16 protein-coding genes are annotated in these 17,109 nt (G+C 61.1%); 8 read left to right on the top strand and 8 right to left on the bottom strand.

All coding sequences use genetic code 11. From position 1 onward, the window contains the following. The first annotated feature begins 207 nt into the window (after positions 1-207). Positions 208-564: a DUF6665 family protein gene (locus tag H4I99_RS09845; RefSeq protein WP_163902591.1), complete on the top strand. Its 357-nt coding sequence runs from the start codon at positions 208-210 to the stop codon at positions 562-564. Positions 565-620: 56 nt separating this feature from the next. Here H4I99_RS09845 and H4I99_RS09840 read toward each other — a convergent pair whose 3' ends face one another. Beyond that, positions 621-1,247, bottom strand: coding sequence for a ribonuclease D (locus tag H4I99_RS09840; RefSeq protein WP_163902589.1), 627 nt, complete (start codon positions 1,245-1,247; stop codon positions 621-623). Positions 1,248-1,327: 80 nt separating this feature from the next. Further along, on the bottom strand, positions 1,328-2,848 hold the full coding sequence (locus H4I99_RS09835; RefSeq protein WP_163902587.1) for an alkaline phosphatase family protein: 1,521 nt from the start codon (positions 2,846-2,848) through the stop codon (positions 1,328-1,330). A gap of 194 nt (positions 2,849-3,042) precedes the next feature. Here H4I99_RS09835 and H4I99_RS09830 point away from each other — a divergent pair, with 194 nt between their 5' ends. From H4I99_RS09830 to H4I99_RS09800, 7 genes are all read left to right on the top strand, one after another. Continuing rightward, positions 3,043-3,792 (top strand): SDR family NAD(P)-dependent oxidoreductase, encoded by a 750-nt coding sequence (locus H4I99_RS09830; protein ID WP_163902585.1) that lies wholly within the window; start codon positions 3,043-3,045, stop codon positions 3,790-3,792. Between the two features lie 469 nt (positions 3,793-4,261). Further along, on the top strand, positions 4,262-4,786 hold the full coding sequence (locus tag H4I99_RS09825) for a GNAT family N-acetyltransferase (RefSeq protein WP_163902583.1): 525 nt from the start codon (positions 4,262-4,264) through the stop codon (positions 4,784-4,786). A gap of 154 nt (positions 4,787-4,940) precedes the next feature. Next, a complete protein-coding gene (locus H4I99_RS09820) occupies positions 4,941-6,695 on the top strand; it encodes an alkaline phosphatase (RefSeq protein WP_163902581.1) in 1,755 nt (584 codons plus the stop codon). A gap of 92 nt (positions 6,696-6,787) precedes the next feature. After that, on the top strand, positions 6,788-7,258 hold the full coding sequence (locus H4I99_RS09815; protein WP_163902580.1) for a hypothetical protein: 471 nt from the start codon (positions 6,788-6,790) through the stop codon (positions 7,256-7,258). A 4-nt stretch (positions 7,259-7,262) separates the two neighbouring features. Continuing rightward, positions 7,263-7,952, top strand: coding sequence for an ABC transporter ATP-binding protein (locus H4I99_RS09810; protein ID WP_163902578.1), 690 nt, complete (start codon positions 7,263-7,265; stop codon positions 7,950-7,952). Beyond that, complete coding sequence (locus H4I99_RS09805) at positions 7,949-9,259, top strand: FtsX-like permease family protein (protein ID WP_163902576.1); 1,311 nt, start codon at positions 7,949-7,951, stop codon at positions 9,257-9,259. Before H4I99_RS09810 ends, H4I99_RS09805 begins: the two co-directional genes overlap by 4 nt. 85 nt (positions 9,260-9,344) lie before the next feature. Further along, positions 9,345-10,766, top strand: a complete 1,422-nt coding sequence (locus H4I99_RS09800; RefSeq protein ID WP_163902574.1) for a phosphomannomutase — start codon at positions 9,345-9,347, stop codon at positions 10,764-10,766. 54 nt (positions 10,767-10,820) lie between these two features. On the opposite strand, the gene H4I99_RS09795 is transcribed toward H4I99_RS09800, so the two are convergent. From H4I99_RS09795 to H4I99_RS09770, 6 genes are all read right to left on the bottom strand, one after another. Further along, positions 10,821-11,540: an AAA family ATPase gene (locus H4I99_RS09795; RefSeq protein ID WP_163902573.1), complete on the bottom strand. Its 720-nt coding sequence runs from the start codon at positions 11,538-11,540 to the stop codon at positions 10,821-10,823. Between the two features lie 226 nt (positions 11,541-11,766). After that, the gene (locus H4I99_RS09790) at positions 11,767-12,858 is read right to left on the bottom strand and encodes a protein-glutamate methylesterase/protein-glutamine glutaminase (protein WP_163902571.1); all 1,092 of its coding nucleotides are present in this window, start codon (positions 12,856-12,858) and stop codon (positions 11,767-11,769) included. A 6-nt stretch (positions 12,859-12,864) separates the two neighbouring features. Beyond that, on the bottom strand, positions 12,865-13,719 hold the full coding sequence (locus H4I99_RS09785) for a CheR family methyltransferase (protein ID WP_163902569.1): 855 nt from the start codon (positions 13,717-13,719) through the stop codon (positions 12,865-12,867). A 20-nt stretch (positions 13,720-13,739) separates the two neighbouring features. Further along, a complete protein-coding gene (locus H4I99_RS09780) occupies positions 13,740-14,222 on the bottom strand; it encodes a chemotaxis protein CheW (RefSeq protein ID WP_163902567.1) in 483 nt (160 codons plus the stop codon). Between the two features lie 2 nt (positions 14,223-14,224). Continuing rightward, complete coding sequence (locus tag H4I99_RS09775) at positions 14,225-16,039, bottom strand: methyl-accepting chemotaxis protein (protein WP_163902566.1); 1,815 nt, start codon at positions 16,037-16,039, stop codon at positions 14,225-14,227. Positions 16,040-16,248: 209 nt separating this feature from the next. Further along, positions 16,249-17,109, bottom strand: an 861-nt coding sequence (locus H4I99_RS09770; protein ID WP_244625020.1) for a methyl-accepting chemotaxis protein, incomplete at its 5' end; no start/stop codon positions are given.

Here is a 17,109-nt window from a genome sequence, read left to right as displayed (position 1 = left end):
AACCTTAGGCGCTTCCATCATGGTCGCATTCGTACCGCTTGATCAGCGGCCAACCCGACAATCGGGAGGGCCGGCAGGAGGATATCCCGTATGAGGCATGATGCGCCCGAGGAATTAAGAAAGCCTGATTGATGAACTTCAATCCGCTCTTGCCGACGGACATTTCAGGCGCCATCTTCGGTCGGTCACCATGGCGCTGAGGCTTTCATGAGTTTTCGTCCGCCCTCTCTTTTCTCATCCACCGGATCCGGAGTCCTGTCGGCGCTCGATTATGAGCTTGCGGCTGAAAAGGCCGATGCGCTCGGCCGGATCGGCAGAAAAGTCGAGGCGGCACTCGAGGCTCTTGCGGCAGCGCAGACGGCGGATGCACCCGCTGATGCCCTTGAAAAGTTCATCGACGAGGCCGCTGAACTGGTCTGGGCATTCTTCATCCAGAGAGAAATTTCGGGCTTTCGCAGTCAGGCGGATGCCGTGCGTCGTTACGGGATACCTAGGGAAGTTCTTATCCGAGTCGGCGTGCGCAGGAAGCAGGAAAGCACGACGAACGAAACCGGCGACGCCTGATCCGCCACACGCCTTTCAGTGAAGGTAGAGAACCGGCAAGGGCCCCGAGGAGGTCGTCAGCTATGCGCAAAGATATCGGTTTCTTCCCAGCCGAGCAGATCGAGCTTGGCACGGGTCGGCAGAAACTCGAAACACGCTTCGGCATGGGCCATCCGGCCATCGCGTATCAGGCGCGCAGTCAGCTTGTCGCGCAGGGCATGCAGGTAAAGAACGTCGGATGCCGCATATTCGAGCTGCGCCGGGGAGAGTGTTTCCGCCGCCCAATCCGAGGATTGCTGGGCCTTGGAGATATCGACTTCCAGCATCTCCTTCAGATTGTCCTTCAGGCCATGGCGATCCGTGTAGGTACGGCTGAGGCGGGAGGCAATCTTGGTGCAGAAAACCGGCGTGGTGGTGACGCCGAATGTGTGAAACAGCACGGCGATATCGAAGCGGCCATAATGGAAAATCTTCTGACGTGCGGGATCGGCCAGCATCGCGACGAGGTTGGGAGCCTCCTTCTGGCCGGCTGCGATCCGGATGATATCGGCGGTGCCGTCGCCCGAGGAAAGCTGCACGACGCAGAGCCGGTCGCGCCTCGGAACGAGGCCAAGCGTCTCGGTATCGATCGCGATCGCGCCCGTATAACGGGCGGCGTCTGCTGCGGAAATGTCACCCTCGTGATAGCGAATCGTCGCGGCCATCTATGCTCCCCAGATCACGGCTATGTCGTCGGTCCGGCTATAAACCATAGCGGATGGGAGCACTACCGTTTTCGAAACCGTCAGCGTCTCGGCCGGCTGACGGGGCCGGCCTCCGTCAGCTCCGTATAGGCAAGCGTCTGGTCCAGATGTGCGGCGCGCAATGTCAGCAGCTTCTCCGCATAGTGCAGCCGGGTTACGGCATAATCCGGCTCCCCAGCAACATCGTACAGTTCCATCGGATCCCTTTCGAGATCGAACAGCAGCGGCGGCAGGCCGGCGAAATGCACATATTTGAACGACTGGTCACGGATGACCGAGAGATTGCAGAGGTTCGACGGCAGATCGAAATGCTTTTCCGCCGCACCGGTTGCCACCTCGCGGAAATCAAACTCGAAGAAGGCCGCGTCCCGCCAGCGGCCCGGCTGGTCACCACGCAGGAACGGCATGAGAGACGCGCCGTCCTGATGATTGCGCGGAACGAGGCCGAGCCGCTCGCAGAGTGTCGGCATGATGTCAGCTGCGGCGGTAAAGGCCTCGATCTGCTTTCCTGCTGACGCGGTTGCGGCAGGGTCCCGAATCACCAGCGGGATATGGTAGCTGCCGTCGTGATAACCGCCCTTGCCCAGCGCCCAATGATCGCCCATCATCTCGCCGTGGTCAGAGGTGAAGATCACGATGGTATTCTCCCAGTCGCCGCGAGCGCGCAGCGCATCGAAAACGCGCCCGATCTGGGAATCGACCTCGGCGATCATGCCGAAATAGATCGCCCTGATGCGATCGAAATCCTCCTCCCGCCATTCACTCAACGGGCCTGTCGCGCCATGGACGAAACTCGATTTCTGCAGGCCGCCCATCGCATAGCGCGTGAACGGATGGATCGCCGTCTCTTCGGCGCGACTGTCGGCGCGGGCATAGGCCGGCCCGTCGCCGCTCGCAAACATGCTGTTGTAGGGCTCGGGCACGCAGAAGGGCGGATGCGGGCGAAGGAAGGAGATATGGGCAAACCAGGGACGATCCTGCGTCTCACGCCAGTTCAGGAAGGCTTGCGCCACGAAGGCCGTCTGGGTCTCATCCTTGGAGTATGCGGGCGAATCATTGCCGACGCGGCTATTACCCGGCGAAGCGGTTCGGTGGACACTGCGATCGACGGCATCGATATGTCCTTTCGTCCGCAGCCAGCCCAGCCAGTGGCGCTCGTGCTCCAGCAGAATCTGACCGATGGTGAAGCCGGGAAGAACCCCTTCATAGGAGGTCAGCACCGGGTCGTTGGGATCGAGCGGTCGTGGATCTGGCGAAACATCGGTATAGCCGAAGACCGTTGGATCATACCCTGCCCGCCGGGCGGCAAGCGCAATATTGTCGAAACGGGCATCGAGTGGCGAACCGTTGCGACAGACCCGATGGTTCATCTGGTAAAGCCCTGTGTAGAGCGAGGCGCGGGCCGGCGAACAGGGTGCAGCACCGGCATAGTGGCGACGGAAAAGCACGCCTTCGGCCGCCAGCGCATCGATATTCGGTGTCCTGACCACAGGATGTCCAACCGCGGACAGGCAATCGCCTCGCCACTGGTCGGCCGTAATCAAAAGTATGTTCGGCTTCATGCGCGGCCCTCCGGAATTTTCTAGTAGCGTGCATTCGATTCGGCGCGCCAGACACCCAGATTTTCCCGTCATCCGGCAACACGCAAATGAAAAAGCCTGGTCACATTCCCTTGAGGAACCTACGCCCACTTGCCTGGGGCGGCCAGCGCCCTAAAACCTGAAGAGATAGCAATCTCGACAAGAGGATACGGGACATGAGCGGCACAATCCTGATCACCGGCGCTACCGCCGGCTTCGGCGCGGCAACCGCACGGCGCTTCGTCGCCGAGGGCTGGAAGGTCGTCGGTACCGGTCGACGTCAGGCGCGGTTGGACGAGCTTGCGGCTGAACTGGACGGTGCATTTCATGGCCTTGCCTTCGACATCACCGATGAGGGTGGCATGCGCGACGCGCTGGCCAGCCTGCCAGAGGCCTTCGCGGGTATCGACGTGCTCGTAAACAATGCCGGCCTTGCGCTCGGCACGGCACCTGCGCCGCAGGTTCCGCTCGCCGACTGGAAGACGATGATCAATACCAACATCACCGGTCTCCTGGCGATCACCCATCACCTACTGCCGACCCTGATCGAGCGTCGCGGCATGATCGTCAACCTTTCTTCGGTAGCGGCCCACTGGCCTTACTCCGGCGGGAATGTCTATGCGGGCACCAAGGCCTTCCTACGCCAGTTCTCGCTCGGCCTTCGTTCCGACCTGCATGGCAAAGGAGTTCGCATCACCTCGATCGAGCCCGGTCTGTGCGAAAGCGAGTTCACCCTGGTCAGAACAGGTGGAAATCAGGAGGCATACGACGCGCTCTATGGCGGCGCGCAGGCGATCCAGCCCGAGGATATCGCCAACACCATTCACTGGATCGCCTCCCAGCCCGCGCATATCAATATCAATAGCCTGGAAATCATGCCCGTCAGCCAATCATGGGCGGGTTTTCAGGTTCACCGGGAAAAATGAGGCGCCGCTTTCCGTTCTGGCTGCCTCAACGCTCGTTGGTCAATTCATGCATTTCGGACAATCGATTGACCATTTTCAGTCAACATTGCCTCCAGATACGGCAATTTTGACTTTCGTCGAATAGGAATCGGCTCTCTTACCCTATCCAAAGCGCTCCGATTCACCTTTGCAACAGATAGCTATGCATAAAGCGCATTGGTGCATTGCAGCAACAGGACTATTCATCCAAAACGATGTGACTATATTCAAATCATCGAAACGGCGCACTCCTCCTCCCAGCGCCGCGAGATAGGATCGGCAATACTCCTCCTCCTCCCAATTGCCGATCAAGTTCAAGAGCCTGGCGCACCTCCTCCCGCGCCGGGCTCTTTTCATTTTGGGCTTCTTCCGGATCTGCCTTCCAATCTTCCATTTGAAAAATGATCCCGGCTGTTGGATGTTCCGACGCATCATCACCGGAGGAACGACCATGCCCGAACACGGATCCGTCAGCATACGCGATGCGCACCGCGAGGACGTCGATCTGCTTCATTCCGGCATTCTGGCACTTGCCGATCATGTCGGCAGCCAGCACAAGGTTCTCAGCACACCGGCCGACCTGCTTCTTCACGGCTTCGGCGAACGGCCGGCCTTCGATGGCCTGATTGCGGAGGTCGAGGGTCGCTTCGCCGGCATGTGCCTGACCTTTGCAAGCTTTTCGACCTTTCGGGGCGAACCGGGAATCTATGTGCAGGACCTCTATGTCGAGGAGACCTTTCGCGGCATGGGGATCGGCGAACGGCTCCTGCAGGCGGCTGCAGCGCGCGGCCTTGAAAAGGGAGCCCGATACCTGCGTCTTTCGGTCGACATCAACAACACGCAGGCTCAAGGATTCTACGAGCGTCTGGGGATCATCCATTCGCGCGATGAACAGATCCACATGATCAAGGGCGAGAACTTTTCCGACTTTGCTCACAAGGGGAATTTGAACCGCATGGGAAATTCCGGGCCCTGAACGCCCCTCTCGTTTGTTCGGCAAGATTCCAGCAGCCCGCAGACACCGCAACGGCAAGGCGAAGCCTTGGATCCGGCCACGTCATCCAAGTGTCATCCGGGGCGACTATAGCAGGCCTGCCTTTTCCAATTGAACATTTTTGCGAGGAAACCCCATGCGCACGCTCTTTGCAGCCCTCGTGGCATCCACGATGCTCGCCGGTGCCGCCAATGCCGCCACCGTCTATCCGCTCGACCGCGCCACCATCCTTTCTGGTTCACCGTTCGACTTCAAGGTCGAGTTGAAGAACGTCGTGAAGCCGGAAGACGTCAAGATCACCGTCAACGGCCAGGACTACAAGTCGGTGCTCGGCGCCGAGGCCGAATTCGTGGCCGAAGAAAAGGGCAAGGAAGACAAGGTCCTCGGCTCCGCGCTGATCCTGCGTGGCGTTTCGCTGCCGGCCGGCGCCTACAAGGTCGAAGTCACTGCCGGCGACGAGACGAAGTCGGTCAACTGGGATGTTTACGCCACCGCTGAAAAGCCGGTCGCCAAGAACGTGATCTTCCTGATCGCCGACGGTCTTTCCGTCGCGCACCGCACCGCTGCCCGCATCATGTCCAAGGGCATGACCGAGGGCAAGGCCAACGGCCGTCTCGCCATGGACGACGTTCCGCCAGTCGCCTTCATCGGCACCTCCTCCACCCATTCGATCGCAACCGACAGCGCCAACACGATGTCGGCCTACATGACCGGCCACAAGTCGCGCGTCAACGCGCTCGGCGTCTATGCAGACCGCACGCCAGCAAGCCAGGACGACCCGAAGGTCGAAACCGTGGCAGAAGCCCTTCGTCGCCAGACGAAGAAGTCGATCGGCATCGTCTCAACCGCCGAAATCGAAGATGCAACGCCGGCCGCCCTCGTTTCCCATACCCGCAGCCGCGGCGACAAGGCCGATATCGTCGGCATGTTCTACGGCCTAAAGCCTGACGTCGTTCTCGGCGGCGGTTCTGCCTACTTCCTCTCCAAGGACGTCCCGGGTTCCAAGCGTAAGGACGACAAGGACTATATCGCGCTGTTCAAGGAAGCCGGCTATACGCTCGCGACCGACAAGACCGAGCTTTCCGCCGCTGCCGGAACCAATACCGGCAAGATCCTCGGCCTCTTCCACACCGGCAACATGGACGTGACGCTCGACCGCGAATTCCTGAAGAAGGGCACCGTCGAAAAGTTCCCGAACCAGCCGGGCCTCGTCGACATGACCAAGGCAGCGCTTGGCGAACTTTCCAAGAACCCGGACGGCTTCTTCCTGATGGTCGAAGGCGCTTCTGTCGACAAGATGAGCCACCCGCTCGACTGGGACCGCGCCGTGGTCGACACCATCGAGTTCGACAAGGCCGTGGGCGTTGCCCGCGAATTCGCCGAGAAGAACCCTGATACCCTGATCATCGTCACCGGCGACCATACCCATGGCGTCTCGATCATCGGCACCGTCGATGACGAGAAGGAAGGTACGGAAATGCGCGAGAAGGTCGGCACCTATGACGACGCCGGCTTCCCGAACTACGAGGACAAGGACGGCGACGGCTATCCGGACCGCGTAGACGTTTCGCGCCGCCTGTTCCTCGCCGCCAACAATGGCCCGGATCACTACGAGACCTTCCGTCCGAAGCTTGACGGTCCGTTCGTTCCGGCCATCCAGAACGAGAACAAGGAATATGTCGCCAACGAAGCCTACAAGGATGTTCCCGGCGCCGTCTTCGTGCAGGGCAATATTCCGAAGGACGGTGACTCGGGCGTTCACGCCGTCGACGACGTCGTGCTGCAGGCGACCGGTCCCGGTGCCGAAGGCTTCCGTGGATACATGGAACAGAGCGACGTCTACCGTGTTCTGGCCGATGCCATGGCTCTCGGCGCAAAGCAGACGCAGTAATATTCCGACAATACCGGCCCGGGCGCGAAACGCCCGGGCCATTTCCGTTTCATGCGGGGGCCGCCATGAGGCGCAACCGCGGGAGACCTTTCATGACCAAAACTTTCTTATCCTCTCCTCTCGACCGCCGCCATTTCATCGGCGGTCTGCTGCTTTCCGCGCTCTGCCTCAAAAGCCGGCCAAGCCTTGCGGCAAGCACCGATCTCACCTTTGACGAACTCTACGGCAAGGTCAGTGTCCTCGGGCTCGAATTCTCATCCAAGGTCAAGGAACTGAACGGTCGCGAAATCGCCATGCGCGGCTTCATGGCCCCGCCCCTGAAGGCCGAAGCGACATTCTTCGTCTTGACCGAAGTGCCGATGGCGCTTTGCCCCTTCTGCTCCTCCGATGCGGACTGGCCTGATAATATCGTGGTCGTCTATCTCGACGAGAAGCAGACCTTCGTGCAGCCGAGCACCCAGATCGAAGTGACCGGCCGTCTGGAAATGGGATCCTGGACGGATCCCGAAACGGGCTTCGTCAGCCTGCTGCGCATTCGCCAGGCCTCCTACGGCACGGTCTGACGCGATGCTCTCCCTCAGCCTCGAAGGCGTCAGCGTCTCCTATCCTGGCCTCGGCGCTCCCGTGCTCGACATAAAGGCTCTTGCGATCCCCGGCGGTTCGCATGTTGCCATCACCGGCGCTTCGGGATCAGGCAAAAGTACGCTGGTCAATCTCATCACCGGGCTCGAGAGAGTCCAGAACGGACGCATCGAGTGGAACGGCACCGATCTCGCGGCCCTCTCCGAAGGCGGCCGTGACCGCTGGCGCGCCCAAAATGTCGGCCTCGTCATGCAGGATTTTCATCTCTTCCCGGGGCTTTCAGCCATCGACAACGTGTTGCTGCCCTCGCGATTGGCGCGAGTTGCAGGCACCGACCATGCGGCAAGAGCCGCAGACCTTATCCACCGTGTCGGGCTTTCACGGCCCGACCAGCCGGTGGAAACCATGTCACGCGGGGAGATGCAGCGCGTTGCCGTCGCCCGCGCGCTGCTCAGGCAACCCGGCGTGATCGTCGCGGACGAACCGACCGCCAGCCTCGACCCCGAAAGCGGCGATGCGGTGGCCGAACTCCTGCTCGACCTCGCATCCACGGAGGGGCGCACGCTGATCGTCGTTTCCCACGATCCGCGGATCGTCGAGCGTCTGAACCGACGGATCGCGCTCGCCAACGGGAAGGTCGTCTCCGATACGGCTGTAGCAGAGGTCGCCGCATGATCCGGTTCATTCTCGCCGACCTGCGCCGTCTTTGGGCGGGCTCCGTGGTCGTGGTGCTGCTGGTTGCGCTCGCAACCGCGCTCGGCGTCACTGTCACGCTTCAGGAACGGTCCCTGCGGCTCGGCAGCGCCAGAGCCGCCGACAAGTTCGACCTCGTGGTCGGTGCGGCCGGTTCGGAGACGCAACTGGTCCTCTCCTCGGTCTTCCTGCAGGCAGCCCCGCTTCCGCTCGTATCAGGGGAGGTATTGCACGCACTCTCCGAAGATCCACGCGTCGCCTGGGCAGCGCCTGTCGCATTCGGCGACAGCTTCAACGGCTATCCGCTCGTCGGTACCACCACGACGCTGATCGGCAACACCACTCCGGGGTTCAGCGAAGGGGCGATGTTCGCCGCGGAAGGCGAGGCCGTGATCGGCGCTGCCGTCCAGCTGCGCATCGGCGACGAAGTGAAACCGATGCACGGCAATGCCGGCGAAGGCGGGCATACCCACACCGAACTCGCCTATCATGTGGTCGGGCGGCTGAAGCCAACGAATACGCCCTGGGATCGGGCGATCCTCGTACCGGTGCAAGCCGTCTGGCATATCCACGGTCTCGGCGGCGAGGGTGAGGATCATGACCACGAGCATGTATCTGAAGGCGTAGCCACTCCGGCAGTAGGCGGGGCCTCAAGCGCCGAAGCCGAACATCATGACGAAGAGGATGGCGACGAGCATCATCACGGCGGGATCGACCCCGACGCTCCCCTCGCCGAAACCTTCGATGAGCATATGCCTGGCCTGCCGGCCATTCTGGTCAAGCCGAAGACCATCGGCAACGCCTACAAGCTCAGACAGGAATACCGAGCGGAAACGACGCTCGCCGTCTTCCCCGGCGAGGTCCTGACCCGTCTTTATGCAACTCTCGGCGATGCCAAGCTGGTGCTCTCGGCCGTCTCGGTCGGCGCACAGGTGCTGGTGGCCGCGGCCTTGCTGCTGGTCACGATCCTGCACGTCGGGCAACGCCGGCGGCAGATCGGAGCGCTTCGCGCCTTCGGTGCCCCACGCCTCGCGGTATTTGGCATTGTCTGGTCAGAACTCTTCCTGCTGGTTCTGATCGGCATCGGCATCGGTTACCTGATCGGATACGGCGCCGCCGTTTTCATCGCCAATCTTCTTACCGCCCAGAGCGGCGTCGTGCTGCCGGTCTCCTTCGCGCGACCCGATCTCTTGCAGGCCGGCTGGATGCTCGCCTTCGGGGCTTTCCTCGCGACCCTTCCCGCATGGCTCGCCTATCGGCAATCCCCCGCATCGGCTCTCAGGTCCTGAGCCGGCACACTGTTTGCGCCATGGCTTGAGCGGTTACGATGACCGCTCTATATAGCTCTGAACCAAAGGCAAGGGAGCATACGGCATGTCAGTGAAATTCGGGACGAGCGGGTTGCGCGGTCTTTCTTCGGAACTCGTCGGCAGCGTTTCCGCCCTCTATTCCACGGCCTTTGCGCAGTTCCTGCTTTCCGGAGGGCTTGCGTCTCCCGGCGGCCCGGTCGTGGTCGCGCGGGACTTTCGCCAATCCAGCCCGGAAATTGCCTCGACCGTCATGGCGGCGCTGATCCGTGCCGGTCTGAAGCCAATCGACTGCGGCACAATCCCGACACCGGCGCTGGCGCTCTACGGCCAGTCGATCGGCGCGGCCGGCATCATGATCACCGGCTCGCATATCCCCGCCGATCGTAACGGCATCAAGTTCTATCGGCCGGACGGCGAGATCGCCAAGACCGACGAGACCGCGATTACCGAAGCGGCTGCGTCTCTTGCCGATGACGCGGATGCCAATCGCGTTGAAGCGGGGACTGCCGAAGACCATGAGACAGAGGCGACCCGTCTCTTCCTCGAGCGTAACATCGCCATCCTCCCGGCCGACGCGCTGAAGGGCAAGCGCATCGGGATCTACCAGCACAGCACGGTTGCCCGCGACATGATGGTCAAGGTGTTCGAGCATTACGGCGCGACCGTCTTCCCGCTTGGTCGTTCCGAGCAGTTCATTCCTGTCGACACGGAAGCGGTTTCGGACGACACGATTCGTCTGCTGGCCGAATGGAGCGATGGACTCGCTCTCGATGCGATCATTTCCACCGATGGCGATGGCGACCGTCCTCTCGTTGCCGACGAACATGGCCTGCCGTTGCGCGGCGACCTTCTGGGTCTCGTCGCAGCGCGTTTCCTCGGCGCCAGTGTCGTGGCAACGCCCGTAACCTCCAATTCCGGGCTGGAAGCTGCAGGCGGCTTCAAGGTCGTGCGCACGCGCGTCGGATCGCCCTTCGTGATCGCGGCAATGGACGAGGCGCTCGCTGCCGGGGAAAGCAAGGTCATCGGCTTCGAGGCCAATGGCGGCTTGATGCTGGGTTCGGATTTCCTGGTCGGATCGACGGTGCTGAAGGCCCTGCCCACGCGCGACAGCTTCCTGCCGGCGCTCGCTGTCCTCGGCATGGCGGCGGAAAGCGGCCTGACGCTATCGGCCATCGCCAAGACCTTCAGCCTGCCCGTGGCGGTTGCCGACCGGCTGGAGAACTATGCAAGCGAACGCAGCGCCTCGCTGATGGCCCATCTTCGCAGCAGCAAAGACAATCTCTCGAGCTTCCTCTCCCCCGTCGGAACGGTGAAATCGACCAGCGATATCGACGGCCTCAGGGTGACGCTCGGCGACGACAGCGTCATTCACTTCCGCCCATCGGGCAATGCGCCCGAGATGCGCTGCTATGTCGAGGCCAGGGATCAGGATGCGGCGGAAGCCCTTCTCGCAAAGGGTCTCGGCCTGCTCGGCGGCTGGCAGTGAACCGCCCGACGATCGCCGCTCACTGGGCGATCGTTAGCCGGACATCCTTTTGATTCAAGCTGCGGTTCGAATGGAGACCGCAGCGCCCGGCGTGGGGATCTGGAAGCGCACCCGCGTCTCCAGCGATTCGATCACCTCATTCGCAAAGGCACTGGCGTTTTCGCGGGCCTTGGCCAGATTGCTGACCCGGCCCGGATCTGCTGAATAGAGCGTGCCGCCGCAATCGAAGATATCGCGGAAGGCCGAGCGTTCGATGATCGGCGTGTCGAGAACGTGAACGCGGCGTTCGGCCAGCAGTGTCTTCACCACCTGCATGGCCCGGGTGGTGACCATGGAATTCACACGGGTGAGAACCACGGAAAAGGGGATGAAGATATTGCCCTTTTCCTCGAGATACTGAAGCAGTTCGATGACATGCGCTCCACCCTGCGCATCCATCGCGCATCCCTGAATAGGGATCATGACATGGTCTGAAAAGCCGACGCTCTTTGCAAGTAGCGGGCTGCGCGCACCCGGCAGGTCGATCAACACGAAGTCCGACCGCGAGCGCGCTTCCTCAACGTGACGCTGCAACGAGGTCATGGTGACATAGGAAATGACATTGATGGTGGTGCGTCCGCGGGAGGCCTCGAACCAGCGGTGGATCCAGTATTGCGGATCGGCATCGAGGATCGTGACGCGGTAACCCTTGCGCTCCAGTTCGGTGGCCAGCAGGAGAACCGCCGTGGTCTTTCCGGCGCCGCCCTTGGTATTGGCGAAAGTGATCACAGCCATGCTCGAAACCCCGAGATCTGATGAGCTGGTCATTGCTCGCAGGCGACACCGGCGCATGGTGTCGTTTCACCTATCCTTGCCAAACATGGTTAACAAAATCACAACAAGGCACCAAAGATCCCGCCTTTGGAGCGCGCGCCGGTCCGGACGAACAGATCGGCGCTCCAAGGTTTCTGTTCGAAGCATGATCTTGTCGATCCTCGCTTCATTCCGGTCGGATCAGATCTTAGCGCCTCCCATCGGCGGCAAGGATCTCGCGGGCGATCTGGTCCAGCGGCACGACGCGGTCTACACCGCCTCGAGCAATTGCTTCCTTCGGCATGCCGAAGACGATGGAGCTCGCCTCGTCCTGGGCAACGTTGAAGGCCCCCGCCTGATGCATTTCCTCCATGCCGCGCGCACCGTCGTCACCCATGCCGGTCATGATGACGCCCATGGCGTTCGAGCCAGCAGAGCGGGCAGCAGAGCGGAAGAGAACATCGACCGAAGGGCGATGACGAGACACCAGCGGTCCGGTCCTGACCGAGACGTGGTAGCGTGCACCCTGCCGTTCCAGCAGCATATGCTTGTCGCCGGGCGCGATCAGAACATGGCCACGAAGCACGGGGTCGCCGTCGACGGCTTCCTTCACGGCAACCTCGCAAAGGCTGTCGAGACGACGGGCAAAGGCCGCGGTGAACTTTTCCGGCATATGCTGTACGATGACGATGCCGGGAGCGTTGGCCGGCAGGCGTTCCAGCAGGTCCCGCAAGGCTTCCGTTCCCCCGGTGGACGCGCCGATGCAGACCACCATTTCGGTCGTCTTTGCCATTGCCTTGCCGGTCGGCGGCGGCAGCACTGCATCCGCCGTCAGCTTCTGTGCCGGGCCGCTGGCGGAGGCCGAAGCGCCCAGACGACGACGCGTGGCCGGCACCCGCGCATGGGCGGCGCTCTTTACCACTTCGCAGATGCGCATGCCGGTTTCCGCCAAATGGTCGGCCGCACCGATCTTGGGCTTCAGAATGACATCAACAGCACCGGCCTCGAGCGCCTGAAGCAGGGTTTCCGACCCCTGCTCCGTCAACGACGAGCACATGACGACGGGGATCGGATGCTGCGCCATGAGCTTGCGCAGGAAGGTTATGCCATCCATGCGCGGCATCTCGACGTCAAGCGTGATGACGTCGGGCACATCCTCCTGAAGCTTGCGGGCAGCCATGAACGGATCGGAGGCGGCCCCGATCACCTCGATATCCGGATCGGATTCGAATATTCGTGTCAGGGTCTGCCGGACGCTGGCGGAATCATCGATGATCAGGACACGAACTTTTTTTCCCATGCTGCCTCAAACGCGCTGGAATACAGTATTTGCGACCTGCTTCAGTGGCAGGTCGAAGCCGGAAACGGTCTCGGAATGGCCGATGAACAGATGTCCACCCGGTATAAGATTGTCACAAAGGCGAGATACCACCTTGTGCTGCGTCGGCTTGTCGAAATAGATCAGGACATTCCGGCAGAAGATGATGTGCATCGGATCACCGACGCTGTACTTGGGATCCATCAGGTTCAGCCGGCCGAAGCCGATCTTCGAACGCAGACGCGGGTGAATGCGCACCTCACGCCGCCCCTTTTGCACATGCTCCATAACGAAGCGCTGACGCAGCGCCGTCGGCACCGGATCGACCATATCGGCATTATAGACGCCAGCGATCGCCGTCGCCAAAACGTCCGTGCTGAGGTCGGTCGCAAGGATAGTGTAGTCCAGCGATCCGGCACGGCTCTGGAAGTCTTCCAGAACCATGGCCAGGGTGTAAGGTTCTGCACCGGTCGAACATGCCGAACTCCATACTCGCAGACGGCTGGTCCCTGCCGCATGCAGGGCAGGCAGCAGGCGGTCCCGTAGGTACTGGAAGTGATTGGGCTCCCGAAAGAAATCCGTCTTGTTGGTGGTGACTGCATCGATCAGATAGACGCTCTCATACTGAAGACCGTCGTGATTGAAGATGTAGTCGCAGTACTCGTCGAAGCTGGAAATGCCCGTTGCCCTTAGCCGCCGGCGCAGACGGCCTTCGAGCATGGTGCGTTTGGTTGCCGGCATCTTGATGCCGCTATACTCGTAGATGAAGCGTGCGAGACGATCGAAATTACGCTTGCTGATGTGATCGTCGCTCGACGGTTCGCTATAACTCGCCAGTGCCAAAGCTTACGCCTCCGATCTCGTTACGCCGCACGCCTGGACGACAGGAGCGCCGTGTCATTGCTCGAAAGAAGCCGCGTCAGGTCGATGATGACGACGAAGCCTTCGGCACGACGGACAACGCCGGCGATATAATCGGAATTCCAGGCAATGCCGATTTCCGGCGCATGTTCGATCTGGTCACGCCGGAAAGGCGTGACTTCGAAAACACGATCGGCGACCATGCCCAGCGTAAGCGAACGATCCTCGAAGGGAATGTCGAGCACGAGTACACGGGTGTTCGGTGTCGGCACGGTTCTCGGCAGGCCGAGTTTCAACCGTAGATCGATGGTCGGAACGCCTTGGCCCCGAACATCGCGAAGGCCCATCAGGTAGTCGGGACCGTTCGGTATCTTGAAGACCTCTTCGTGGTCGAGGATCTCACGCACCACTTCCACAGGCACGGCGAAGATTTCCTCGCCGAGCGCAAAAGTTACGAACTGGGATTCGGACTGGATCGGCGCCATGTTCAAGCACTTTCCCGGAAATCTGCGTCGCCGGCATCCGGTCCACCCATGGTCAGGTCGAGGGCGAAGCCCTTGGCCTTGGCCTGCTGGGCGGCAACGTTCATTCCGCCATGGAAGGTCGGCTTCTGCGGCGCACGCGGAGCCACCGGACGAGCAGCGGGGATAGCGGTACGCGGAGCTGTGGATTTTTGAGCAGCGCGAGCCGAAGCGCCATCAACCTTGAAGAAGGCGATTGAGGTCTGCAGTTCCTCGGCCTGGGCTGCAAGCTCTTCCGAGGTTGCCGACATTTCTTCCGACGCTCCGGCGTTCTGCTGCGTCACCTTGTCGAGCTGCTGGATCGCTTCGTTGATCTGCGATGCGCCGATATCCTGTTCGCGGCAGGCGGCCGAAATCTCGGCAACCAGTTCCGCAGTCTTGCGGATATCCGGAACCAGACGGTTCAACATCTCGCCCGCATCCTGGGCAGACTGTACCGTCTCGCCCGACATCGCGCTGATCTCGGCGGCGGCAGACTGCGAACGTTCGGCAAGCTTGCGAACTTCCGAGGCAACAACCGCAAAGCCCTTGCCATGTTCGCCGGCGCGAGCGGCCTCGACGGCGGCGTTCAGAGCCAGAAGGTCCGTCTGACGAGCGATTTCCTGAACGATCGAGATCTTTTCGGCAATCGTGCGCATGGCGGCCACTGCACGGTTCACGGCTTCACCGCTGACTTCCGCATCCTTGGCAGACTGGCGGGCGATCTTTTCCGTCTGGGCGGCGTTGTCCGCGTTCTGCTTGATATTGGCAGCCATCTGCTCCATCGAAGCAGAGGCCTCTTCAGCAGAAGCCGCCTGTTCCGTCGCACCCTGCGAAAGCTGCTCCGAACTTGCCGAAAGCTCCTGGCTACCGGACGATACGTTGTCAGACGCGGAAAGCGCGTCGGCCACGACACCGCGAAGACGCTCGACCATGCGCAACAACGCAAGACCCAGCGTGTCCTTTTCAGACTGCGGCTTCGGCGTGACGGTCAGGTCGCCATTGGAAATCTGGTCGGCGACAGTCGCCATTTCCTTCAGATTGCCGGTCATGCGGTTGATGGTATCAACCAGATCCTTGATCTCATCGTTGGTCTTGATCTCCACGCTCTGGTCGAGATCGCCGATGGCAACGGCCTCGGCCACATGCGTGATCTTGCGCAGGCCGGCGCTGATGCCGAGCGCTATCCAGAATGCCGTGATGGTGGCCACGATGACGGCGAAGACAGACAAGGATATCAGCAACGTACGTGTCGATTGATATTCGGCATCGGCTTCAGCCTTGGCATCCTCAAGGCGATCGCGGTTCATCTGCACGCCTTCATCGAGCTTCTTGGTCAAGGCATTCGCGGCATCGCGACCTTCATTGGAAGACATGCGTGCAGCTTCCGTCGTATTGCCGAGGCTTACGAGCTGGTGAATGCGCTTGTCGCTGGCTTCGAAGGCTTCGATGGCGATGCGCAATTGCTGCCAATAGTCCCGCGTAGCAGCGCTTGCCGTGGCGGCCATTTCCTCAAACATCTGATTGAAGGTCGCCTGTTCTTCCAGGCTCATATTGACGTATTTCTTTACTTCATCGGGCGTCGTCGCCAGAATCATGTTCTTCTGCGCACGAACAATGGTCAGCGAGATCGCGTTCAGCTGCTGGATCTTGTCGAGGCGCACCACCGTACCCTCGATTACATCGTCCATATTCTGCTTGGAAGCGGAAAGGCTGATGATGCCGTAGGACGAGGCCACAAGTAGCATCAGCACCATGAAGCCGAAGGCAAGAGCCAGTTTCAGTTTAATTGTAAATCGCATATCCCTACCCCGTGTTCGTAAATGGGCACACCGAAAGCATGCCCTGTTTCGTGATGTTGGTTGACAGCCGACAACGAAGGCAGGAGGGCGAAACATTCACGCCTGCATTCGCCGACTCCCGGCGATCATCGACACCAGCGCATTCACACGCGGGCCTCGTGCGGACGCTCCCAAAACGAGAGCGTCCGACTTTCTAACTGCGGGAAAGCTTATGCGCTTTCCCGGAAATCTGCGTCGCCGGCATCCGGTCCACCCATGGTCAGATCGAGGGCGAAGCCCTTGGCGCGAGCCTGCTGGGCAGCGACGTTCATGCCTGCGGGAGCTGCCTTCTGCGGCTTGCGCTGGGGAGCGCGGGCTGCAGGAGCCGAAACCGGCGCACGCTGGGCTACCGGTCGCTGGTCAATGCGCGAAACCACATTTTCAACCTTGAAGAAGGCGATTGAGGTCTGCAGTTCCTCGGCCTGGGCTGCAAGCTCTTCCGAGGTTGCCGACATTTCTTCCGACGCTCCCGCGTTCTGCTGCGTCACCTTGTCGAGCTGCTGGATCGCTTCGTTGATCTGCGATGCGCCGATATCCTGTTCGCGGCAGGCGGCCGAAATCTCGGCAACCAGTTCCGCAGTCTTGCGGATATCCGGAACCAGACGGTTCAACATCTCGCCCGCATCCTGGGCAGACTGTACCGTCTCGCCCGACATCGCGCTGATCTCGGCGGCGGCAGACTGCGAACGTTCGGCAAGCTTGCGAACTTCCGAGGCAACAACCGCAAAGCCCTTGCCATGTTCGCCGGCGCGAGCGGCCTCGACGGCGGCGTTCAGAGCCAGAAGGTCCGTCTGACGAGCGATTTCCTGAACGATCGAGATCTTTTCGGCAATCGTGCGCATGGCGGCCACTGCACGGTTCACGGCTTCACCGCTGACTTCCGCATCCTTGGCAGACTGGCGGGCGATCTTTTCCGTCTGGGCGGCGTTGTCCGCGTTCTGCTTGATATTGGCAGCCATCTGCTCCATCGAAGCAGAGGCCTCTTCAGCAGAAGCCGCCTGTTCCGTCGCACCCTGCGAAAGCTGCTCCGA

The organism is Paenirhizobium daejeonense (genome assembly GCF_014280875.1).
Taxonomy (GTDB): domain Bacteria; phylum Pseudomonadota; class Alphaproteobacteria; order Rhizobiales; family Rhizobiaceae; genus Allorhizobium; species Allorhizobium daejeonense.
Note: the sequence above shows the minus strand (reverse complement) of the source record. Positions and strands in the feature narration are given on the sequence as shown.